Below are 17,853 nucleotides of genomic sequence, written 5' to 3' on the forward strand. Positions count from 1 at the left end.
GGTGAACACCGGGGCAAGACGTCCGCCGCCGATATCCATCCGCAGCACGGCTTCGCCGGTCAACCCGCCACGATGTTGACGATCTTGCCCGGCACCACGATCACCTTCCGGATCGCCAGGCCTTCAAGGAACTTCGCGGTGTTCGGTTCCGCCCTGGCCAGCGATTCGACCAGGTCGCGCGGTGCATCGGCAGCCACGTCGATCGTGCCGCGCAGCTTGCCGTTGACCTGGATCGCCAGGGTGACCGAATCGCGCACCAGCGCATCCTGGTCGACCTGCGGAAATGCCACGTCCTCGATCAGCGTCTCATCGTGGCCCAGCGCCTGCCACAGGGCGTGGCTGGCATGCGGCGTGATCGGGTTGAGCAGCAGCACCGCAGCTTCCAGTGCTTCCTGGCGCACCGCACGCCCCTGCGCACTGGCGTCGTCGAACTTGCCCAGCGTGTTGGACAGCTCCATCACCGCGGCGATGGCAGTGTTGAAGCTGTGGCGCTTGCCGTAATCGTTGCCGACCTTGTCGATGGTCTCGTGGGTCTTGCGGCGTACGGCCTTCTGGTCGGCGGTGAGCGCTGCCACTTCCACCGCGGGTGCGGCTCCGTCGGCCACATGCTTCTGCACCTGCGTCCACAGGCGGCGCAGGAAGCGCGCCATGCCTTCCACGCCGGCTTCGTTCCACTCCAGCGACTGCTCGGGCGGCGCGGCGAACATCGAGAACAGGCGCACGGTGTCGGCGCCGAACTTGTCCACCATCGACTGCGGGTCGACGCCGTTGTTCTTCGACTTCGACATCTTCTCGACCGGGCCGATCTTCACCGGCTGGCCATCCGCCTTCAGCGTGGCGCCGACGACGCGGGCCTTGTCGTCGCGCTGGATCTCGACATCGACCGGATTGATCCAGTCCTTCGACCCGTCCGCGTTGTCGCGATAGAACGTCTCGGCGATCACCATGCCCTGCGTCAGCAGGTTGGTGGCCGGCTCGTCGCTGTCCACCAGTCGCGCGTCGCGCAGCAGCTTGTGGTAGAAGCGGAAGTACATCAGGTGCAGGATCGCGTGCTCGATGCCGCCGATGTACTGGTCCACCGGCAGCCAGTAGTTGCCGCGCTTGTCGACCATGTCCTTCGCACCGGGCGAGGTGTAGCGCGCGTAGTACCAGCTCGATTCCATGAAGGTGTCGAAGGTATCGGTCTCGCGCTCGGCGGCGGCGCCACATTGCGGGCATTTCGTCTTGCGCCATTCGGGGTCGGCCTTGATCGGCGACTTCACGCCATCCAGGGTGACGTTCTCCGGCAGCACGACAGGCAGATCGGAATCCGGCACCGGCACGGCGCCGCAGGATTCGCAGTAGATGACCGGAATCGGGCAACCCCAGTAGCGCTGGCGGCTGACACCCCAGTCGCGCAGGCGGTAGTTCACCCGGCGCTGGCCCTGGCCCTTGCGCTCGAAGCGCTCGGCCAGCGCCTCGAACGCGCCGCGGTAGTCCAGCCCATCGAACTCGCCCGAGTTGACCAGTTCCAGGTCGTCACGCGTCTTGTCGCCGTACCAGTCACGCCAGGTGGTCGGGTCGTAGGTCTTTTCGTCGTCGGTCTTCGGTGCCTTCAGTGCGATGACCTGCTGGATCGGCAGCGCGTACTTGGTGGCGAACTCGAAGTCGCGCGGGTCGTGGCCCGGCACCGCCATCACCGCTCCCGTGCCGTAACCCATCAGCACGAAGTTGGCGACCCACACCGGGACCTTGTCACCGGTGACCGGATGGATGGCCCTCAGCCCGGTGTCCATGCCGCGCTTTTCCTGCGTCTCCAGCTCGGCTTCGGACACGCCACCGTGCTTCAGTTCTTCCAGGAACGCGGCCAGCGCCGGATTGGACGCGGCGGCCTTCAGCGCCAGGGGGTGCTCGCCGGCGATCGACACGAAGGTCACGCCCATCAGCGTGTCCGGGCGGGTGGTGAATACCGTCAACGGCTCCTGGCCTTCGACGACGAACTGGATTTCCAGGCCCTCGGAACGGCCGATCCAGTTGCGCTGCATGGTCTTGACCGCATCCGGCCAGCCCGGCAACTCGTCCAGGCCGTCCAGCAGCTCCTGTGCATAGTCGGTGATGCGCAGGAACCATTGCGGGATTTCGCGCTTCTCCACCACCGCGCCGCTGCGCCAGCCGCGGCCATCGATGACCTGCTCGTTGGCCAGCACGGTCTGGTCCACCGGGTCCCAGTTCACCACCGAGTTCTTGCGATAGGCCAGGCCCTTGCGCAACAGCCGCGTGAACATGCGCTGCTCGTGCACGTAGTACTCGGGGCGGCAGGTGGCGAACTCGCGCGACCAGTCGATCGCGTAGCCCAGCGACTTCAGCTGGCTGCGCATGTGCTCGATGTTGGCGTAGGTCCACTTGGCGGGCGCGGTCTTGTTCTTGATCGCGGCGTTCTCCGCCGGCAGGCCGAACGCATCCCAGCCCATCGGTTGCAGCACGTTGTGGCCCGTCATCCGCTTGTAGCGGCTGATCACATCGCCGATGGTGTAGTTGCGCACGTGGCCCATGTGCAGCGCACCGGACGGGTACGGCAGCATCGACAGGCAGTAGTACTTCGGCTTGTCCGACTGCTCGTCGACCTCGAAGGCGCGCCGGGCCTCCCAGAAGGCCTGGGCCTGGGACTCGACGGTTTTCGGATCGTAGGAAGCGGGTTCGGCGACAGTGGACATGGCGGTGTGCGGCTACGGCGACGGCAAAGCGGCCAAGGGTACCGCAGCGCACCATGACCCGCCACGCCAACGGTTAGCATGGGCGCGTCGAAACCGGGGATCCAAGATGACCAAGCGCCTGTTTGCCCTAGCCCTGGCAGCCGCCAGCCTGCCCGTTGCGGCCGCCGAACCGGCCCCGCCCGCCACGCTGGCCCTGCATTGCGGCCAGTTGTTCGATGCCCGCAGCGGCAAGGTGCTGGGCGAACACACGGTGCTGGTCCGCGACGGCAGGATCGCCGAAGTCATTCCCGGCCGCGCCAAGCTGGCCGACGCCGAATCGATCGTCCTGAACGACCACACCTGCACGCCCGGCTGGACCGACCTGCATGTCCATCTCGGCAGCGAATCCAGCCCGCAGAGCTACTCCGAAGGGTTCCGGCTGGACCCGGTGGACTACGCCTTCCGCTCCGTGGGCTTCGCCGAAAAGACCCTGATGGCCGGCTTCACCAGCGTGCGCGACCTGGGCGGCGACGTGGCGCCGCACCTGCGCGACGCCGTCAGCCAGGGCCTGGTGAAGGGTCCGCGCATCTTCGCCGCCGGCAAGTCCATCGCCACCACCGGCGGCCATGCCGACCCCACCAACGGCTACAACGACCGCCTTTCGCACCTGCTCGGCCCGCCCGGCCCGACCGAAGGCGTGATCAATTCGCCCGACGAGGCGCGCCAGGCCGTGCGCCAGCGCTACAAGGACGGCAGCGATGTCATCAAGATCACCGCGACCGGCGGGGTGCTGAGTTACGCCAAGTCGGGCGATGCGCCGCAGTTCGTGGTGGACGAGATCAAGGCCATCGTGGATACCGCGCGGGACTACGGCTTCCGCGTGGCCGCGCACGCGCACGGCAAGGAAGGCATGAAGCGCGCCATCCTCGGCGGCGTCACCAGCATCGAGCACGGCACCTACATGGACGACGAGATCATGCGGCTGATGAAGCAGCATGGCACTTGGTACGTGCCGACGATCTACGCGGGCCGCTTCGTGGCCGACAAAGCGAAGATCGATGGCTACTTCCCGCCCGTGGTCCGGCCGAAAGCGCAGCGCATCGGCGCGCTGATCCAGCAGACCGCCAGCAATGCGTACCGCAACGGGGTGAAGATCGCCTTCGGCACCGACATGGGGGTAGGCCCGCACGGCGACAACGCGCGCGAGTTCCTCTACATGGTGGAAGCCGGCATTCCCGCCAACGTGGCCCTGCAGGCCGCCACGATCCGCGCGGCGGAAGTGCTGGGCGTGGACGACCAGGGCGTGATCGAGCCCGGCAAGCGCGCCGACATCGTGGCCGTCCCGGGCGATCCCGTGGCCGACATCAATGCGGTGCTGAAGGTCGACTTCGTGATGAAGGACGGCAAGGTGTATCGCCGGCCGCACCTCGACGCCCCCGCCCGATGACGCGATGACGAACGCGCCGCAGCGCGCCGTCGTGCGGAACGGCCGGTACCAGGCCATGCTCGCGCGGCGGAGGTATTCACCTTCCGGCGCGCGACACAACGCACAACCAGAGCAGCCACGCGGCATAGCCGAGTCGCTGTGCCACGCCCGCCGGCATCCATTCGACCGCCAGCAGCGCGCTGAACAGCACGATCGCGGCCGCCGCAACGCTCGCCATCACCGTCGGGCGCCACCCGCCCTGCCCGCGCATGCCGAGGGCGAACAGCGCTGCACCCGGCACGAATGCCACCCACCACAACAGCCATGCGGTCGCGTGCAGGCTGCTCGCGTCGTTGTGCAGGTCTTCCGGGTCCAGCGGCAGCACACCCAGCCCGGCGAAACCCAGCGCGGACAACAGCAGCAACTGCGCACCAACGCGGGCGGGCCATCCTGCGTCGGCCGGCAACCGGTGCCTCAGGTCCAGCGCAGTGCCTGCGGCCAATATCCCCGTCAGCATGAAGCCCAGCAGGTTGAAACCCAGCGCATGCGGCACGCCCTTCGCTCCCAGCACCGCCACCGGATGCCCGATCTGCGAGTAGCCCGACAGCGCCAAGCCGAAGCCCAGCACGGCGCAGGTGAAGGCGATCGCGGCGGCCACGCCGGTCAGGGGCAACAGGCGGGACGAGGGGATCGGCATGGGGTTCGCGACAGGAGGAGACGAGGTGTGCAGACGAACCGAGCCTGCACGCCGGGGACGCGCATCTTAGCGCCGGGGCCCTACTCCTTTTCCCAGCCGGTGCGGCCGCCCTGCGCGGCAGCCTGGTTTTCCTTGAGGTAATCCAGTGCCAGCGAGGCACTGCGGACCAGCATGCTGTTGTCGGCGGCGCCGAACGTCCAGGCACCCGCCATCCCCTTCGCATGCTGGTAGAACTCGGGCTCGGCGACCAATGCGCCAGTCGCCTGGTCGGTGAGCTTCACCTTCACCAGGATGCGCGAACTGCCCGCGAAGGCGCCCGCCCAGAACCGTGCACCCCCGCTGATGAAGCGGATCTTCTCGATGCGCGGTTCGATCACCAGCGTCCGCACGGGTGCATGCGAGGCAGGTGCCGCGTTGCGCTCTGCAACCCACGCGCCCACGCGTTCGTCGAGGTTGCGCTGGAACGATGCCAGCGCCTCTTGGTTGGCCTTGTGCCCGGCATAGTCGGAGGCGAGCGTGGCGGGCTTGAGGTCGTAGCGGTCGAACTGTCCGAGTGCCTCGACCGGCGGCGGGTTCAACTCGACTGACGCCTGGATTTCGTCCTTCGCCAGCGCCTGGCCGACGAAAGCCCATCCCAGCAACATGCCCACTACGACGCGACGCACATCCATCACAGCCTCCGGACCGATCATCGACGCGGCCGATGCCGCGGCGGCGACCTTAGCAGAGCGCCGCCGTGGGGCCCTATGCCAAAGGTTGCCAATGGAAAACGTCCTCCACGCCCACTCCGAAGGCCCGTGCGATACGGAAGGCCAGCTCCAGCGAGGGTGCGTAGCGCCCGGCTTCCAGCGCAATGATGGTCTGCCGCGTCACCCCGCAGGCATCGGCCAGGCCCTGCTGGGTCATCTCGCCGCGCTCAAAGCGAAGCCGCCGGATATCGTTGGCGATCGGCGTGCCGGTCATCGGCGGTCGCCCCCATGCAGTGGCGAAACCCGTGCTGACGCTTCACCACCATTCACGCCTGCGTCCCCCGCCTGTCCTTCCAGTACATCAGCGCGGTAGCCGCGTACTCGCAGAGCCACCCCCACATCAGCGCGAACACCAGCAGGTTGGCGATCATGAAGTGGGTCGCCCATGTCAGCCGGTCCGCGGGCGAGAACGCCAGCATCACCGCCAGGCCAATCAGACAGAACGTCAGCGCACTGCGTCCCCAGCCGGCGGCCCGTTTCTCGATCTCGCGGTCGCGTTCGTCCTCCTGCACCCGCCCCTTCCAGCGTGCGCCCAGCACGCCGGTCAGCACGCTCCAGGCCACCAGCAGCAATACAAGGTTGCGCCCGACCGCGCGCGCATCCGGGTTGTCCCAGGCCGGGCCGGCGACGAACACCTGTGACTTCGCGAGGAAGTAGCCGGTCGCCACCAGCATGAACGCCGTGCCCACCCAGGCCTTCCACTCGCCCGGCGACAGGCCGCGCTCGGCCTCGCCCACGGGCGTGCGCGAAACCGCATACATCGACACCCAGGCCACGGTCACCAGTAGCGCGGTACCCCATTTGCCCAGGTCGACGCCCAGCAGGATTCCCGGACCGGCCAGCAGGGCCCAGAACGCCAGCAGGGCGCCGACAAGCAGCAACAGCCAACCACCGCGTCGCACATCCATCAACGTAACTCCTGCCAGACAAAATGTAAGCCATACATTACATTTCGGGGGAACAATGTCAAATCCTTTTTACATCACCTTGTATCCTGCCCGCCGCGGCACCATGTGAACGCGACTTCCCCACCCGCCACGAGCGACCCGATGAGCGAGCTGCCCCACGTTTTCGATGCCACCACCGAGACCTTCGAGGCCGACGTCCTGCGCAAGTCGCTGGAAGTGCCGGTGCTGGTGGATTTCTGGGCCACGTGGTGCGGGCCGTGCAAGACCCTGGGGCCGATCCTCGAGAAGCTGGCGGGCGAGTACAACGGCGCCTTCCTGCTGGCCAAGGTGGATGTGGACAAGGAGCAGCAGATCGCGGCCGCCTTCCAGATCCGCTCGGTGCCCACCGTGTTCCTGGTCAAGGACGGACAGCTGGTGGACGGATTTCCGGGCGCCCTGCCGGAAGGCCAGCTGCGCGAGTTCCTCGCCTCGCACGGCGTCCTGCCGGCGGAGGCGGCCGACGCCCCGGTGGTGGACGCCCCGCTCGACCCCCAGGCGCAGGTCGCCGCCTTGCGCGAGGCCGTCGCGGCCGATCCGGACAAGGACGAACTGAAGCTCGATCTGGTCCTCGCCCTGCTGAAGACCGGCGAGGCCACCGAGGCCGAGCGCCTGCTCGACGCACTGCCCGCCAACCTTGCCACCGACGATCGCGCGGTCAAGGCCCGCGCCCGCCTTGGCTTCGCTGCCGCGCTGAAGGACGCACCGTCCGTCGAAGCGTTGCGCGCTGCGGTGACCGCGAACGCAGACGACCTGCGCGCACGCCACCTGCTGGGCGTGCGCGCCCTGGTGGAAGGCGACTCCGAGGCCGCGTTGGAACAATTCCTGGAAATGCTCAAGCGCGACCGCGCGTATGAGGAGGGATTGGCGCGGAAGAGCCTGATCGATGCGTTCCGCGTGATCGAAGACGAGGCCCTGGTCAGCCAGTACCGCCGCAAGATGTCCTCCCTGCTGTTCTGATTTCCGAATTGCCCCGTACCTGTCCCTTTTGCACGCGCAGTACCCATGAAGCCCACTACCCTGCGACACATCTTCAATGTCTGGCCGCCGTTCCTGTTCAGTGGCGTCCACGTCACCGAGATGGCCCAGGACTGGAGCTTCGCGCGCGTCGAACTGCGCATGCGCCCCTGGAACCGCAACTACGTGGGCACGCATTTCGGCGGCAGCCTGTTCGCCATGACCGATCCGTTCTGGATGATCCTGGCCAAGGAACGCCTGGGTCGGGACTACTACGTCTGGGACAAGGCGGCCGAGATCGAATTCGTGAAGCCCGGCAAGGGCACGCTGCATGCGGAATTCCGCCTGGACGAACGCGTGCTTGAGGAGATCCGCGCAGAGGCCGCCAACGGCCAGAAGCACCTGCGCTGGATGCCCGCGGATGTGTTCAACGCCCGGAACGAAGTCGTCGCGCGCGTGCGCAAGCAGATCTACGTGCGGCTGAAGCCCGAGGCGCGGCAGGCCGGCGGCTGATCCACCCGCCGCTGCACAGCATCCCGGCGATGGCGCTACGGCAAGGCCTGCGCTCCAGCCTACAATGGCGCCATGCCCCCCGACCATCCCACGCACCGCGCTTCGGTGCAGAAGCTCTTCATCACCGGCCTGCTCACCCTGTTGCCCATCTGGCTGACGTGGGTGGTCATCAAGTTCGTGTTCGTGCTGCTGTCGGACATCAGCAAGCCGTGGGTCGAGCCGATGTCGCACCAGATCGCGGCGAACTTCCCCCAATCGCTGGGCTGGTTCAACGGCCTGTGGGTGCAGAACACGATTGCCATGATCGCCACGCTGTTCGTGATCCTGGCCGTGGGCGCATTGACGCGCCGCGTGGTCGGGCAGCGCCTGCTGCGCTGGTTCGAGGCGCTGATCGCACGCGTGCCGCTGGCGAACGTCATCTACACCAGCGCGCGCAAGCTGCTGGACATGCTGGAGACCAAGCCGGGCAGCACGCAGCGCGTGGTACTGATCGATTTTCCGCACCGGGACATGAAATCGGTCGGCTTGGTGACGCGGGTGATCCGCGAGGAAGGCAGCGGCCGCGAGCTGGCGGCGGTCTACGTGCCCACCACGCCCAACCCGACCTCGGGCTATCTGGAGATCGTGCCGGTCGAGCTGCTGACGCCCACGGACTGGACCGTGGACCAGGCGATGAGCTTCATCATCTCCGGTGGTGCGGTGGCGCCGGAAACCATGCCGTTCACCCGCGCCGGGGACCGCTGAACCATGCATGCGCCGCGCACCCTGGATGATCGCGCGGTCCGTCTTTTCATCGTGCTGGCGGCGGTGTTCTGCGCCAACGCGGTGCTGGCCGAGTTCATCGGGGTCAAGATCTTCGCGCTGGAGGACACGCTGGGGATCGCGCCGCTGGAGTGGAACCTGTTCGGCCAGACCGGATCGCTCAGCTTCACGGCCGGTACGCTGTTGTGGCCGTTCGTGTTCATCCTTACCGACACCATCAACGAGTTCTTCGGCAAACGCGGCGTGCGCTTCATCTCGTGGCTGGCGGTGGCCCTGATCGTGTACGGCTTCTGCTTCGCCTTCGCCGCCATCGCACTGGCACCGGCGGGCTGGTGGGTCGAGGCCGCGCAGTCGCAGGGCGTGCCGGATTACCAGAAGGCCTTCGCCGCCATCTTCGGCCAGGGCATGTGGACCATCGCCGGCTCGGTGGTCGCGTTCCTGGCGGGGCAACTGATCGATGTATCGGTGTTCCATCGCATCCGCAACGCCACCGGCGAGCGCTGGGTATGGCTGCGCGCGACCGGCTCGACCGCGATCTCGCAGCTGGTGGACAGCTTCGTGGTGATCTACATCGCCTTCGTGCTGGGCCCGCAGAAGTGGCCGACTTCCCTGTTCCTCGCGGTGAGCACGGTGAACTACGCCTACAAGATGCTCGCCGCGATCGCGCTGATCCCACTGCTGTACGTCATGCGCCACGGTATCCGCCGTTACCTGGGGCACGAACGCGAACGACAGCTGCGCCTGGAAGCCGCCACGGACTGACGCCCGCCACATGCGCTAGGCTTGCACCGTTTCATCGAGGCGAGGCGGCGATGAAGGCAACCTGGATGCTCGGAGTGCTGTTGATGACCGCAGGCAATGCCGGCGCCGAGACGCGCGAAGCCACGATCGACGCGTGGATGCGGGACTACACCGGCACGGTGCCCGGCGCATCGGTCCTCGTGCTTCACGAAGGCGACGCGGTGTTCCAGCGCAGCTATGGACTGGCCGATCTCGAGGCCGGTGTCGCCGCGACGCCACAGACCAATTTCCGGCTGGCGTCGATCAGCAAGCAGTTCACGGCCGCTTGCATCCTGTTGTTGGCGGAAGAAGGCGCGCTGACCCTGGATGACCCCGTGCGCCGCTGGCTGCCAGCGTTGCCCGCAGCGACCGATGCGGTGACGCTCCGCCACCTGCTCAGTCATGCCTCCGGCGTGATCGACTACGAAGACCTGCTGCCCGAGGGCCAGGCCACCCAGGTGCATGACGCGGATGTGCTGCGGCTGCTCGAACGGGAGGAGCGCCTCTACTTCACGCCCGGCAGCGATTATCGCTACAGCAACAGCGGCTACGCCCTGCTCGCGCTGGTGGTGGAACGCGCCTCGCGACAGCCGTTCGCCACCTTCCTGCGTACGCGCATCTTCGCGCCACTGGGCATGGACGCAACGGTTGCCCGCGAAGACGACGGCCCGGGCGTGGCCCATCGCGCATACGGCTACAGCCTCATGAATGGCACATGGCAGCGTACCGACCAGAGCACGACCAGTGCGGTGCTGGGCGATGGCGGCATCTATTCGTCCATCACCGACCTCGCACGCTGGGACGCCGCCTTGTATGACGACCGCCTGCTGGGTGCCGCATCGCGCACGCTGGCGTTCCAGCCCGCCAACGCCACCCCCGAGCCCGATGTGGCGCATTACGGATTCGGCTGGCGCCTGCAAGGGGGAATGCAGTGGCACTCCGGCGAGAGCATCGGCTTCCGCAATGTGCTGGTCCGCTTCCCCACGCAGCGCCTGACCGTGGTCGTGCTGACCAATCGCAACGCCCCGGAACCGTATCGCCTGGCGCGTCGCATCGCGGGATTGTGGGGCGCCTCGCCCTGATCCACAGGCCAGCGAGCCGACTTGGCGGACGAGGCTAATGTGACGTGAAAACCCGTCAAAACCGGCCAGTCGGTCAACGGTAAGCGCCTATAATTGTGACCGATTCAACATTTCGCAGCAGCAGAAGCGGGAGTGGGCGATGCACAAGTGGGCGATCCGAGGGAAAGGATGGCTGGGTTGCGGGCTGGCGATCCTGTTGCTGGCTTCGTGGTCGGCACAGGCACAGGACTGGGCCTACCGCGTACGCCCCGGCGACACGCTCTGGGACGTGACGGGTGCATACCTCAAGCCCACCATTCCCTGGCAGCGGCTGCAGGAACACAACGGCATCACCAACCCGTACGCGCTCGCGCCTGGCTCGACTCTCCGCATTCCGCTGCAATGGCTGGACAGCCAGCCCGCCCGCGCCAAGGTCGTGGCCGTGCAGGGCAGCGCCGTCACCCGGACCACGGCGGCAGGAACCGATGCCCCCGTCACGGCCGGCATGTCGCTGGCCAGTGGCGCCGTGCTCAAGACCTCGCCGGATGCATCGCTCAGCCTGCAGTTCGCCGATGGTTCGCGCCTGTTGCTGCTGGGCGGCAGTGAACTGCTGCTGGACCGCCTCACGCGTTTCGGCCGCTCCGGCATGGCCGACACACGCCTGCGCCTGCAGCGCGGGCGCATCGGCAATGAAGTCCGCCGCCTGCGCGGACCCGCGGCCAACTTCATCGTCGACACGCCCAGTGCGTCCTCCGCGGTGAGGGGTACCCGGTTCCGCGTCGAGGCCGCTGACGGCCGCACGCACACCGAAGTCCTCGAAGGCCGCGTCGCCGTGAGTGCGCGCAGCCAGCGCGGCGCGCTGGTCCGTCCAGGGTTCGGCGCGGTAGTGGCCACGGGTCAGGCGGCCATCACGCCCGTCAAGCTGCTGCCCGCACCCAAGCTCGCGCAGGCGCCGCTGCTGTCGCAGAACACGCGCCCCGAGCTGGCCTGGCCGGCCGTGCTCGGCGCAACGCGGTATCGCGTGCAGGTGAGCGAAAGCGCCACCTTCGACAGCCTGCGGGTGGACGCGGAAAGCGATGCACCGGCCTTCACCCTGCCCGCGCTTGGCACCGGGCGCTATTTCGTCCGCGTGCGCTCGATCGGCGCAAACGGCCTGGAAGGCCGCGACGCCGTCGTGCAGGTCCGGATCGACGGCCAGCCCGTGCCGCCGTATTCCATCGCCCCGGCGGCGGCCAGCGTGGTCCGCACACCGGAGGTCACACTGAACTGGACCGGCGCACCCGACGCGGTCGCCTACGAATACGAAGTCGCCGGCAGCGGCGGATACGCGCAGCCGGTCGCGCGTGCCCGTGTGGACGACGCCACCTCCGCCCGGCTTCCCGATGCCCTCCCGCCGGGTGAATACACCTGGCGCATCCGCAGCGTGGATCGCCAGGGGAAGGCCGGCCCCTTCGGTGACAGCCTTGCCTTCACCCTGCGCCCCCTGGTCGAAGTAACGGCCATCGATGGCGGCGAAGCCGAAGCCGGCAACACGCGCGAGGTGACCTTCCGCTGGCCCGCCGGCCAGCCCGGCCAGCGCTACCGCTTCCAGATGTCGCGCACCCCGGACTTCAGCGAGGCGCAGGTGGACATGCTGGTCGACCAGCCCGAAATCACGCTGCCGCGGCTGCGTGGTGGCACCTGGTACCTGCGCGCCCAGACGATCGATGTCGACGGATTCGAGGGCCCGGTCCCGGCGCCGCAGGTGATCGACGTGCCCTGCCGGCTGTGCCGCATTGGCGCTGGAGCAGGGGCATTGCTCATACTGCTCGCCCTGTGAGTACCGCCGCGCCCGCGCCCAAATGGAAATCCCGCCTGCTGACGGCGGTGGGCGCGGCTGCGCTGGCGATCCTGGTCACGCTGTCCAGTGTGACCATGGCCCCGGACGCCGCCGTCTATGACGGGCTGGTGCTGGGCGCGGCCCCGGATGCCGACCCCCGCATCGTGGTGGTCGACATCGACCAGAAGAGCCTGGCCGAGCTGGGCCGCTGGCCCTGGTCACGCCGCACGCATGCGCAACTGGTCGACAGGCTTCGGCTGGCCGGCGCGAAGGGCATCGCGTTCAATATCCTGCTGTCGGAGCCGGCCCTCTTCGATCCGGAAGGCGATGCGCTGCTGGCCCGCGCGATCAGCCGCAGTGGCCGCGTGGTACTGCCGGTATTCGCCGAACCCGTCCAGCTCAACGGTGCCACCGTCGAACTGATGCCGATCCCCGAGTTCGCCGCCTCGGCGGCTTCGCTGGGCCACGCCGAGATGGTGCTCGATGAGGATGGCGTGGCGCGCAGCGTCTATCTGCGTGCCGGCCTGGGTTCACCGCATTGGCCCTCACTGGCACTGGCACTGCTCCAGTTGGAGCAGCCGCCCGGCGCCAACACGGAGCTGCCAGGGCGCCGGCTGGTGACCACCGACCTGGCGCCTGCATCGCCCTACGAGTGGGTGCGCGACCACGAGGTACGCGTGCCGTTCGCTGCGCCGCCCAACGCCTTCCGCCATGTGTCCTATACGGACGTCCTCAACCAGCGCATACCGGCCTCGCTCCTGCGCGGCAACTGGATCGTGGTGGGCGTGAGCGCGACCGGCATGGGGCCGATCGCCCGCGCGCCCGGCCAGCCGGTGGCCGCCAGCATGAGTGGCGCGGACTACCAGGCCAACCTGTTGAACATGCTGTTGAATGACGCCGCCATCACACCGCTGGGGGAAGGTTGGCAGGCGGGCTTGTCCGCGGCGCTCGCGGCACTGCCGTTGTTGCTGTCCCTGCTGCCGGGGCTGCGCCGCGTCTGGCTGCCCACGGTCCTGACCATGGCAGGCACCGTGGTGGTTTCGGTACTGCTGCTGCGCTACGGGCACATCTGGTTTTCTCCCGTGCCGGCATTGCTGGTGCTCGCGCTTGGCGCATCGCTGTGGATCTACCGCCTGCTTCGCAGGACGCACAAACAGGCGCAGTCGGATGCGTTGACGGGACTGGCCAACCGCACCCGCTTCGATCACGCGCTGGACCAGGAGTTGCGCGTGGCACGTCGCAGCGGCCAGCCGCTGTCGCTGCTGGTGATGGATATCGACCACTTCAAGCAATTGAACGACACCCAGGGACACGCGGCTGGCGATGCCGCATTGAAGGCCCTGGGCCGCATCCTGCGCAGCCGTGCGCGACGACCGCGCGACCTGGTTGCTCGCCTGGGTGGCGACGAGTTCGCGCTGCTGCTGCCGGAAACGTCGGCACAGGCGGCGGCAACCATCGCCACCACCATCCACGTGGATCTGGCCAACCAGGGCCGGAAACCCCACGGCACCAGCACGGGCACACCACCGCCGTTCACCGCCAGCATCGGCATCCACACCCACATGAGTGGCGACGACGCCGGGCCGGAAGACGTGTTCGATCGTGCAGACGCCGCGCTCTACCGGGCCAAGCAGGCCGGCCGCAACCGCAGCGTCAGCCACACCGGCGAGGCCGAACCGGTGGGAACGTCCGCCACGCGGGTCTGATGTCGGGTATCGGCGCCCGCACGGACCGCGCCCCGGGCCTCAGACGTCCATCACCATTCCCGGCCTTGCGAGTTCCACCGGTGCGCCGTGGCGCTCCCCGATCTCGCCCGCGAGTGCTTCGCGTGCCTTGTCTTCGCCATGCACCAGCACCAGCGGCGGCGATGGCTGGAAGTTGTCGTACCACGCCAGCAGGCCGCGCTGATCGGTATGCGCGGACAGGCCACCGACCGTGTGGCGCTGGGCGTTGACGCGATAGTCGCGACCGTGGATGCGGACCCACGATGCGCCATCCACCAGCCGCCGGCCCAGCGTGCCTTGCGCCTGGTAGCCGACGAACACGATGTGGGCGTTGCGGCGCCCCAGGTTGTAGCGCAGGTGGTGCTGGATGCGCCCGCCATTGGCCATGCCGGAACCGGCGATGATGATGGCGCCGTTCTCGATCTGGTTGATGGCCATCGACTGCTGCGTGGTTTCCGACACATGCAGATTGGGCAGGCGGAACGGATTGGGCGACTGCGACCACACCCGTCGCGCGTCCTCGTCGAACAGTCCATGGTGGCGCGCATAGACATTCACCACCTTGGCCGCCATCGGGCTGTCCAGGAAGATGCGCCAGCGCGACAGCTTCCACGCCTCCCAGTGCCGCGCGAACCAGTACAGCAGTTCCTGCGTGCGTCCCACCGCGAAAGCAGGTATCAGCACGTTGCCGCGATCGCGCCACGCATGGTCGAAGATCTCGCCGAGTTCGCGGATCGTCTCCGGGCGGGCGCGGTGGTTGCGGTCACCGTAGGTCGATTCCATCAGCAGCAGGTCGGCCTGCGTGATCACTGCGGGGTCGCGCAGGATCGGCGTGCCCTTCGGTCCCAGGTCGCCGGAGAACACCAGCTTGCGGCCTTCGGCCCACAGCTCGACGATGGCCGAGCCCAGGATGTGGCCCGCATCGCGCAGGGCGATGTCCACGCCCGGCAGGATGGTCGTGCGTTCGTCGTAGGGCAACGGCTGCACCTGGCGCAGGGTCGCGTGCACGTCCTGCGCGGAGAACAGGGGCTCTGCTTCCGGCTCGCCATGGCGGCGGTCGCGGTTGGCGCGCTCGGCCTCGGACTCGGACAGCGATGCCGTGTCCAGCAGCATGATCGGCAGCAGTTCCGCGCTGGCACCCTGGGTGTGGATGGGGCCGCGGAATCCGCGCTTGACCAGCAGCGGCAACCGGCCGATGTGATCGATATGGGCGTGGCTCAGTACCACCGCGTCGAGCGTGGCCGGGTCGAACGGGAACGGCTCGGCATTGCGTGCTTCGGCCTCGCGACTCCCCTGAATCAGGCCGCAGTCCAGCAGGATGCGCTTGCCCGCCGCCTCGACCAGGTGCATGGAGCCGGTGACTTCGCCGGCCGCGCCGTGGAAATGGACCTGCATGCAAATGCCCTCCCCGAAGGTGCGCCCAGTATGTGCCCTCCGGGGCGGGGAGGCATGACCTTCGACACACCTGCCCTCCCCGGGACAGGCGTAGAGTCGCGGCACGCCCCCACCCAGGGGGTTCCTTTTTTCCATTGCCCTGCCCGGGGCCGGAGTAGAACGTGATTGCCCGCAAACCCCAGATCCTGATGCTGTCGCTCGCCGTGGCCACCGTGCTGGCCGCCTGCGCCAAGAAGGAAGATGCCGCACCCGCCGCCGATACCGCCGCCAAGGTGCCGGCCGCGCTGGAACTGAAGCTGGACGAGAGCAGCCTGCCGGGCGTCAACCGTTTCCAGATCGGCGACCTGGATACCACCAAGAACGCCTGCACCGACTTCGCCGGCTATGCGAACGGCACCTGGCTGGCTGCCAATGCGATTCCCAGCGACCGCACCAGCTGGGGCGCGTTCGAGATGCTGGCCGAACGCTCCACCGCCATCCAGAAGCAACTGGCCGAGCAGGCCGCCGCGCACCCGGGTGCGACCGGCGTGGAGAAGATCGTCGGCGACTTGTGGGCGACCGGCATGGATGAGGCCAAGGTCAACGCCCAGGGCATCGAGCCGATCAAACCCATGCTGACGGCCATCGACGGCCTGCAGGACAAGGACGCCATCGTGGCGTACCTCAACGAGTCCGCCGCGAAGGGCCAGGCCTTCCTGTTCGGTTTCGGCTCGTTGCCGGAGTTCAGCAATCCCGACATGAACACGGCGGTCGCCACGCAGGGCGGCCTGGGCCTGCCGGACAAGAACTACTACATCGACGCCGACAAGAAAGACATCCGCGACGCGTACATCGCGCACATCGCCAAGGTGCTGGAACTGTCGGGCACCACCGCAGCCGACGCGCAGAAGCAGGCCATCGACATCATGGCGTTCGAAACGCGCCTGGCGAAGGCTTCGAAGTCGCGCGAAGATCTCTCCCGCGACGTGAGCCTGTACAACAACATGGTGTCCATCGCGGACGCCGACAAGCTGACGCCGAACTTTTCTTGGACGAAGTTCCTCGAGTCGCAGGGCGTCGCCGGCCTGCAGCAGTTCTCGCTCGCCATCCCATCCTTCCACCAGGAAGTCAGCAAGATGCTCGGCGACACCGACCCGGCAACGTGGCGCGCGTACCTGCGCTTCCATACCGTCGACGGCGCGTCGCCCTACCTGAGCGATGCCTTCGCGAACGAGCAGTTCAACTTCTACAGCAAGACCCTGCGTGGACAGAAGGAGATCAAGCCGCGCTGGAAGCGCGTGCTCGATACCATCGAGGGGCAGAGCGGCGAAGCGCTTGGTCAGATGTACGTGAAGGTGGCCTTCTCGCCGGAAGCCAAGGCCAAGATGGAAACCCTGGTGGCGAACCTGGGCGCCGCGCTCAAGGCCCGCATCCAGAACCTGGCGTGGATGAGCGACGAGACCAAGGCCAAATCGATGGAGAAGCAGGCCGCGTTCACCACCAAGATCGGCTACCCCGACAAGTGGCGCGACTGGGCCGGCCTGGCGACCAGCCGCGACAGCTACATCGGCAACGTGCTGGCCGCGCAGGAGTTCAACTACAAGTTCGACCTGGCCAAGATCGGCAAGCCCGTGGACAAGACCGAATGGGGCATGCCGCCGCAGATGGTCAACGCCTACTACAACCCGTTCCAGAACGAGATCGTGTTCCCGGCCGCCATCCTGCAGCCGCCGTTCTTCGACCCCAATGCGTCGGATGAAATGAACTACGGCGGCATCGGCGCGGTGATCGGCCATGAGATGACCCACGGCTACGACGACCAGGGCAGCCGCTTCGGACCGAGCGGCAAGTTCGAGAACTGGTGGAGCCCGGCTGACGCCAAGGGCTTCTCCTCCCGCACCGACAAGCTGATCGCGCAGTTCAATGACTACCGCACCAGTGACGGCCAGAAGATCAACGGCAAGCACACATTGGGCGAAAACATCGCCGATCTCGGCGGTCTGGCCACGGCCTACGACGCGATGAAGGCGGCGGCCGGCGACACGCCCGACCCGAAGACCGACGGCCTGACGCGCGACCAGCGCTTCTTCCTCAACTGGGCCACCGTGTGGCGCCGCAACTTCACTCCGGAGGAACTCAAGAACCGCATCGCCACCGACGAACACGCCCCGGCGCAGTTCCGCGCGATCGGTGCGCCGTCGAACCTGCCGGCGTTCGCGGCGGCGTTCTCCTGCAAGGCGGGTGACGCGATGGTGCGCAGCGGCGACCAGCATGTCGTGATCTGGTAAGTCCCGCGTCAACATGCGATGCACGAAAGGCCCGGCGACGTCCGGGCCTTTCCTTTTACGCATCCCCGGTTACGGTCCGTCCGGCGG

Annotated in this window: 15 protein-coding genes; 9 read left to right on the forward strand and 6 right to left on the reverse strand. The window is 67.4% G+C overall.

The features are described 5' to 3' along the window. Positions 1-59: 59 nt before the first annotated feature. Positions 60-2,693, reverse strand: a complete 2,634-nt coding sequence (gene leuS, locus WBN46_RS03475; protein ID WP_337730310.1) for a leucine--tRNA ligase — start codon at positions 2,691-2,693, stop codon at positions 60-62. A 106-nt stretch (positions 2,694-2,799) separates the two neighbouring features. Here leuS and WBN46_RS03480 point away from each other — a divergent pair, with 106 nt between their 5' ends. After that, complete coding sequence (locus tag WBN46_RS03480; protein WP_337730311.1) at positions 2,800-4,119, forward strand: amidohydrolase family protein; 1,320 nt, start codon at positions 2,800-2,802, stop codon at positions 4,117-4,119. Positions 4,120-4,195: 76 nt separating this feature from the next. Here WBN46_RS03480 and WBN46_RS03485 read toward each other — a convergent pair whose 3' ends face one another. The 4 genes from WBN46_RS03485 to WBN46_RS03500 all read right to left on the reverse strand — a co-directional run bounded on the left by WBN46_RS03485 (position 4,196) and on the right by WBN46_RS03500 (position 6,452). Further along, on the reverse strand, positions 4,196-4,795 hold the full coding sequence (locus WBN46_RS03485) for a DUF998 domain-containing protein (RefSeq protein WP_337730312.1): 600 nt from the start codon (positions 4,793-4,795) through the stop codon (positions 4,196-4,198). 80 nt (positions 4,796-4,875) lie between these two features. Beyond that, positions 4,876-5,466, reverse strand: a complete 591-nt coding sequence (locus WBN46_RS03490; protein ID WP_337730313.1) for a hypothetical protein — start codon at positions 5,464-5,466, stop codon at positions 4,876-4,878. Positions 5,467-5,539: 73 nt separating this feature from the next. Beyond that, positions 5,540-5,758: a helix-turn-helix transcriptional regulator gene (locus WBN46_RS03495; protein ID WP_142123772.1), complete on the reverse strand. Its 219-nt coding sequence runs from the start codon at positions 5,756-5,758 to the stop codon at positions 5,540-5,542. A 52-nt stretch (positions 5,759-5,810) separates the two neighbouring features. Continuing rightward, positions 5,811-6,452 carry a hypothetical protein gene (locus tag WBN46_RS03500; RefSeq protein ID WP_337730314.1) on the reverse strand — a complete coding sequence of 214 codons (642 nt, stop codon included), beginning with the start codon at positions 6,450-6,452 and terminating at the stop codon, positions 5,811-5,813. A gap of 141 nt (positions 6,453-6,593) precedes the next feature. Between WBN46_RS03500 and trxA the strand changes: the two genes are divergently transcribed. From trxA to WBN46_RS03535, 7 genes are all read left to right on the forward strand, one after another. After that, positions 6,594-7,448, forward strand: coding sequence for a thioredoxin (gene trxA, locus WBN46_RS03505; RefSeq protein WP_337730315.1), 855 nt, complete (start codon positions 6,594-6,596; stop codon positions 7,446-7,448). Positions 7,449-7,493: 45 nt separating this feature from the next. Continuing rightward, positions 7,494-7,958, forward strand: coding sequence for a DUF4442 domain-containing protein (locus tag WBN46_RS03510; protein ID WP_337730316.1), 465 nt, complete (start codon positions 7,494-7,496; stop codon positions 7,956-7,958). Between the two features lie 72 nt (positions 7,959-8,030). Continuing rightward, complete coding sequence (locus WBN46_RS03515) at positions 8,031-8,702, forward strand: DUF502 domain-containing protein (RefSeq protein ID WP_337730317.1); 672 nt, start codon at positions 8,031-8,033, stop codon at positions 8,700-8,702. A 3-nt stretch (positions 8,703-8,705) separates the two neighbouring features. Then, positions 8,706-9,482 carry a queuosine precursor transporter gene (locus WBN46_RS03520; protein WP_337730318.1) on the forward strand — a complete coding sequence of 259 codons (777 nt, stop codon included), beginning with the start codon at positions 8,706-8,708 and terminating at the stop codon, positions 9,480-9,482. A gap of 65 nt (positions 9,483-9,547) precedes the next feature. Further along, complete coding sequence (locus WBN46_RS03525) at positions 9,548-10,582, forward strand: serine hydrolase domain-containing protein (RefSeq protein WP_337730872.1); 1,035 nt, start codon at positions 9,548-9,550, stop codon at positions 10,580-10,582. Between the two features lie 139 nt (positions 10,583-10,721). Continuing rightward, positions 10,722-12,380 (forward strand): FecR domain-containing protein, encoded by a 1,659-nt coding sequence (locus WBN46_RS03530; protein ID WP_337730319.1) that lies wholly within the window; start codon positions 10,722-10,724, stop codon positions 12,378-12,380. Then, positions 12,377-14,086, forward strand: a complete 1,710-nt coding sequence (locus tag WBN46_RS03535) for a CHASE2 domain-containing protein (RefSeq protein WP_337730320.1) — start codon at positions 12,377-12,379, stop codon at positions 14,084-14,086. Before WBN46_RS03530 ends, WBN46_RS03535 begins: the two co-directional genes overlap by 4 nt. A 39-nt stretch (positions 14,087-14,125) precedes the next feature. Here WBN46_RS03535 and WBN46_RS03540 read toward each other — a convergent pair whose 3' ends face one another. Next, positions 14,126-15,499, reverse strand: a complete 1,374-nt coding sequence (locus WBN46_RS03540) for an MBL fold metallo-hydrolase (RefSeq protein ID WP_337730321.1) — start codon at positions 15,497-15,499, stop codon at positions 14,126-14,128. A gap of 164 nt (positions 15,500-15,663) precedes the next feature. Here WBN46_RS03540 and WBN46_RS03545 point away from each other — a divergent pair, with 164 nt between their 5' ends. Beyond that, entirely contained in the window at positions 15,664-17,766 is a 2,103-nt protein-coding gene (locus tag WBN46_RS03545) for a M13-type metalloendopeptidase (protein WP_337730873.1), read from the forward strand. The last annotated feature ends 87 nt before the right edge of the window (positions 17,767-17,853 follow it).

The organism is Pseudoxanthomonas sp. CCNWLW251, from assembly GCF_037402255.1.
Lineage (GTDB): Bacteria > Pseudomonadota > Gammaproteobacteria > Xanthomonadales > Xanthomonadaceae > Pseudoxanthomonas_A.

Excerpts from the sequence above, each read along its gene's own strand:
- leuS (WP_337730310.1), bottom strand. The coding sequence starts at position 2,693 with ATGTCCACTGTCGCCGAACCCGCTTCCTACGATCCGAAAACCGTCGAG.
- WBN46_RS03480 (WP_337730311.1), top strand. The coding sequence starts at position 2,800 with ATGACCAAGCGCCTGTTTGCCCTAGCCCTGGCAGCCGCCAGCCTGCCC.
- WBN46_RS03485 (WP_337730312.1), bottom strand. The coding sequence starts at position 4,795 with ATGCCGATCCCCTCGTCCCGCCTGTTGCCCCTGACCGGCGTGGCCGCC.
- WBN46_RS03490 (WP_337730313.1), bottom strand. The coding sequence starts at position 5,466 with ATGGATGTGCGTCGCGTCGTAGTGGGCATGTTGCTGGGATGGGCTTTC.
- WBN46_RS03495 (WP_142123772.1), bottom strand. The coding sequence starts at position 5,758 with ATGACCGGCACGCCGATCGCCAACGATATCCGGCGGCTTCGCTTTGAG.
- WBN46_RS03500 (WP_337730314.1), bottom strand. The coding sequence starts at position 6,452 with ATGGATGTGCGACGCGGTGGTTGGCTGTTGCTGCTTGTCGGCGCCCTG.
- trxA (WP_337730315.1), top strand. The coding sequence starts at position 6,594 with ATGAGCGAGCTGCCCCACGTTTTCGATGCCACCACCGAGACCTTCGAG.
- WBN46_RS03510 (WP_337730316.1), top strand. The coding sequence starts at position 7,494 with ATGAAGCCCACTACCCTGCGACACATCTTCAATGTCTGGCCGCCGTTC.
- WBN46_RS03515 (WP_337730317.1), top strand. The coding sequence starts at position 8,031 with ATGCCCCCCGACCATCCCACGCACCGCGCTTCGGTGCAGAAGCTCTTC.
- WBN46_RS03520 (WP_337730318.1), top strand. The coding sequence starts at position 8,706 with ATGCATGCGCCGCGCACCCTGGATGATCGCGCGGTCCGTCTTTTCATC.
- WBN46_RS03525 (WP_337730872.1), top strand. The coding sequence starts at position 9,548 with ATGCTCGGAGTGCTGTTGATGACCGCAGGCAATGCCGGCGCCGAGACG.
- WBN46_RS03530 (WP_337730319.1), top strand. The coding sequence starts at position 10,722 with ATGCACAAGTGGGCGATCCGAGGGAAAGGATGGCTGGGTTGCGGGCTG.
- WBN46_RS03540 (WP_337730321.1), bottom strand. The coding sequence starts at position 15,499 with ATGCAGGTCCATTTCCACGGCGCGGCCGGCGAAGTCACCGGCTCCATG.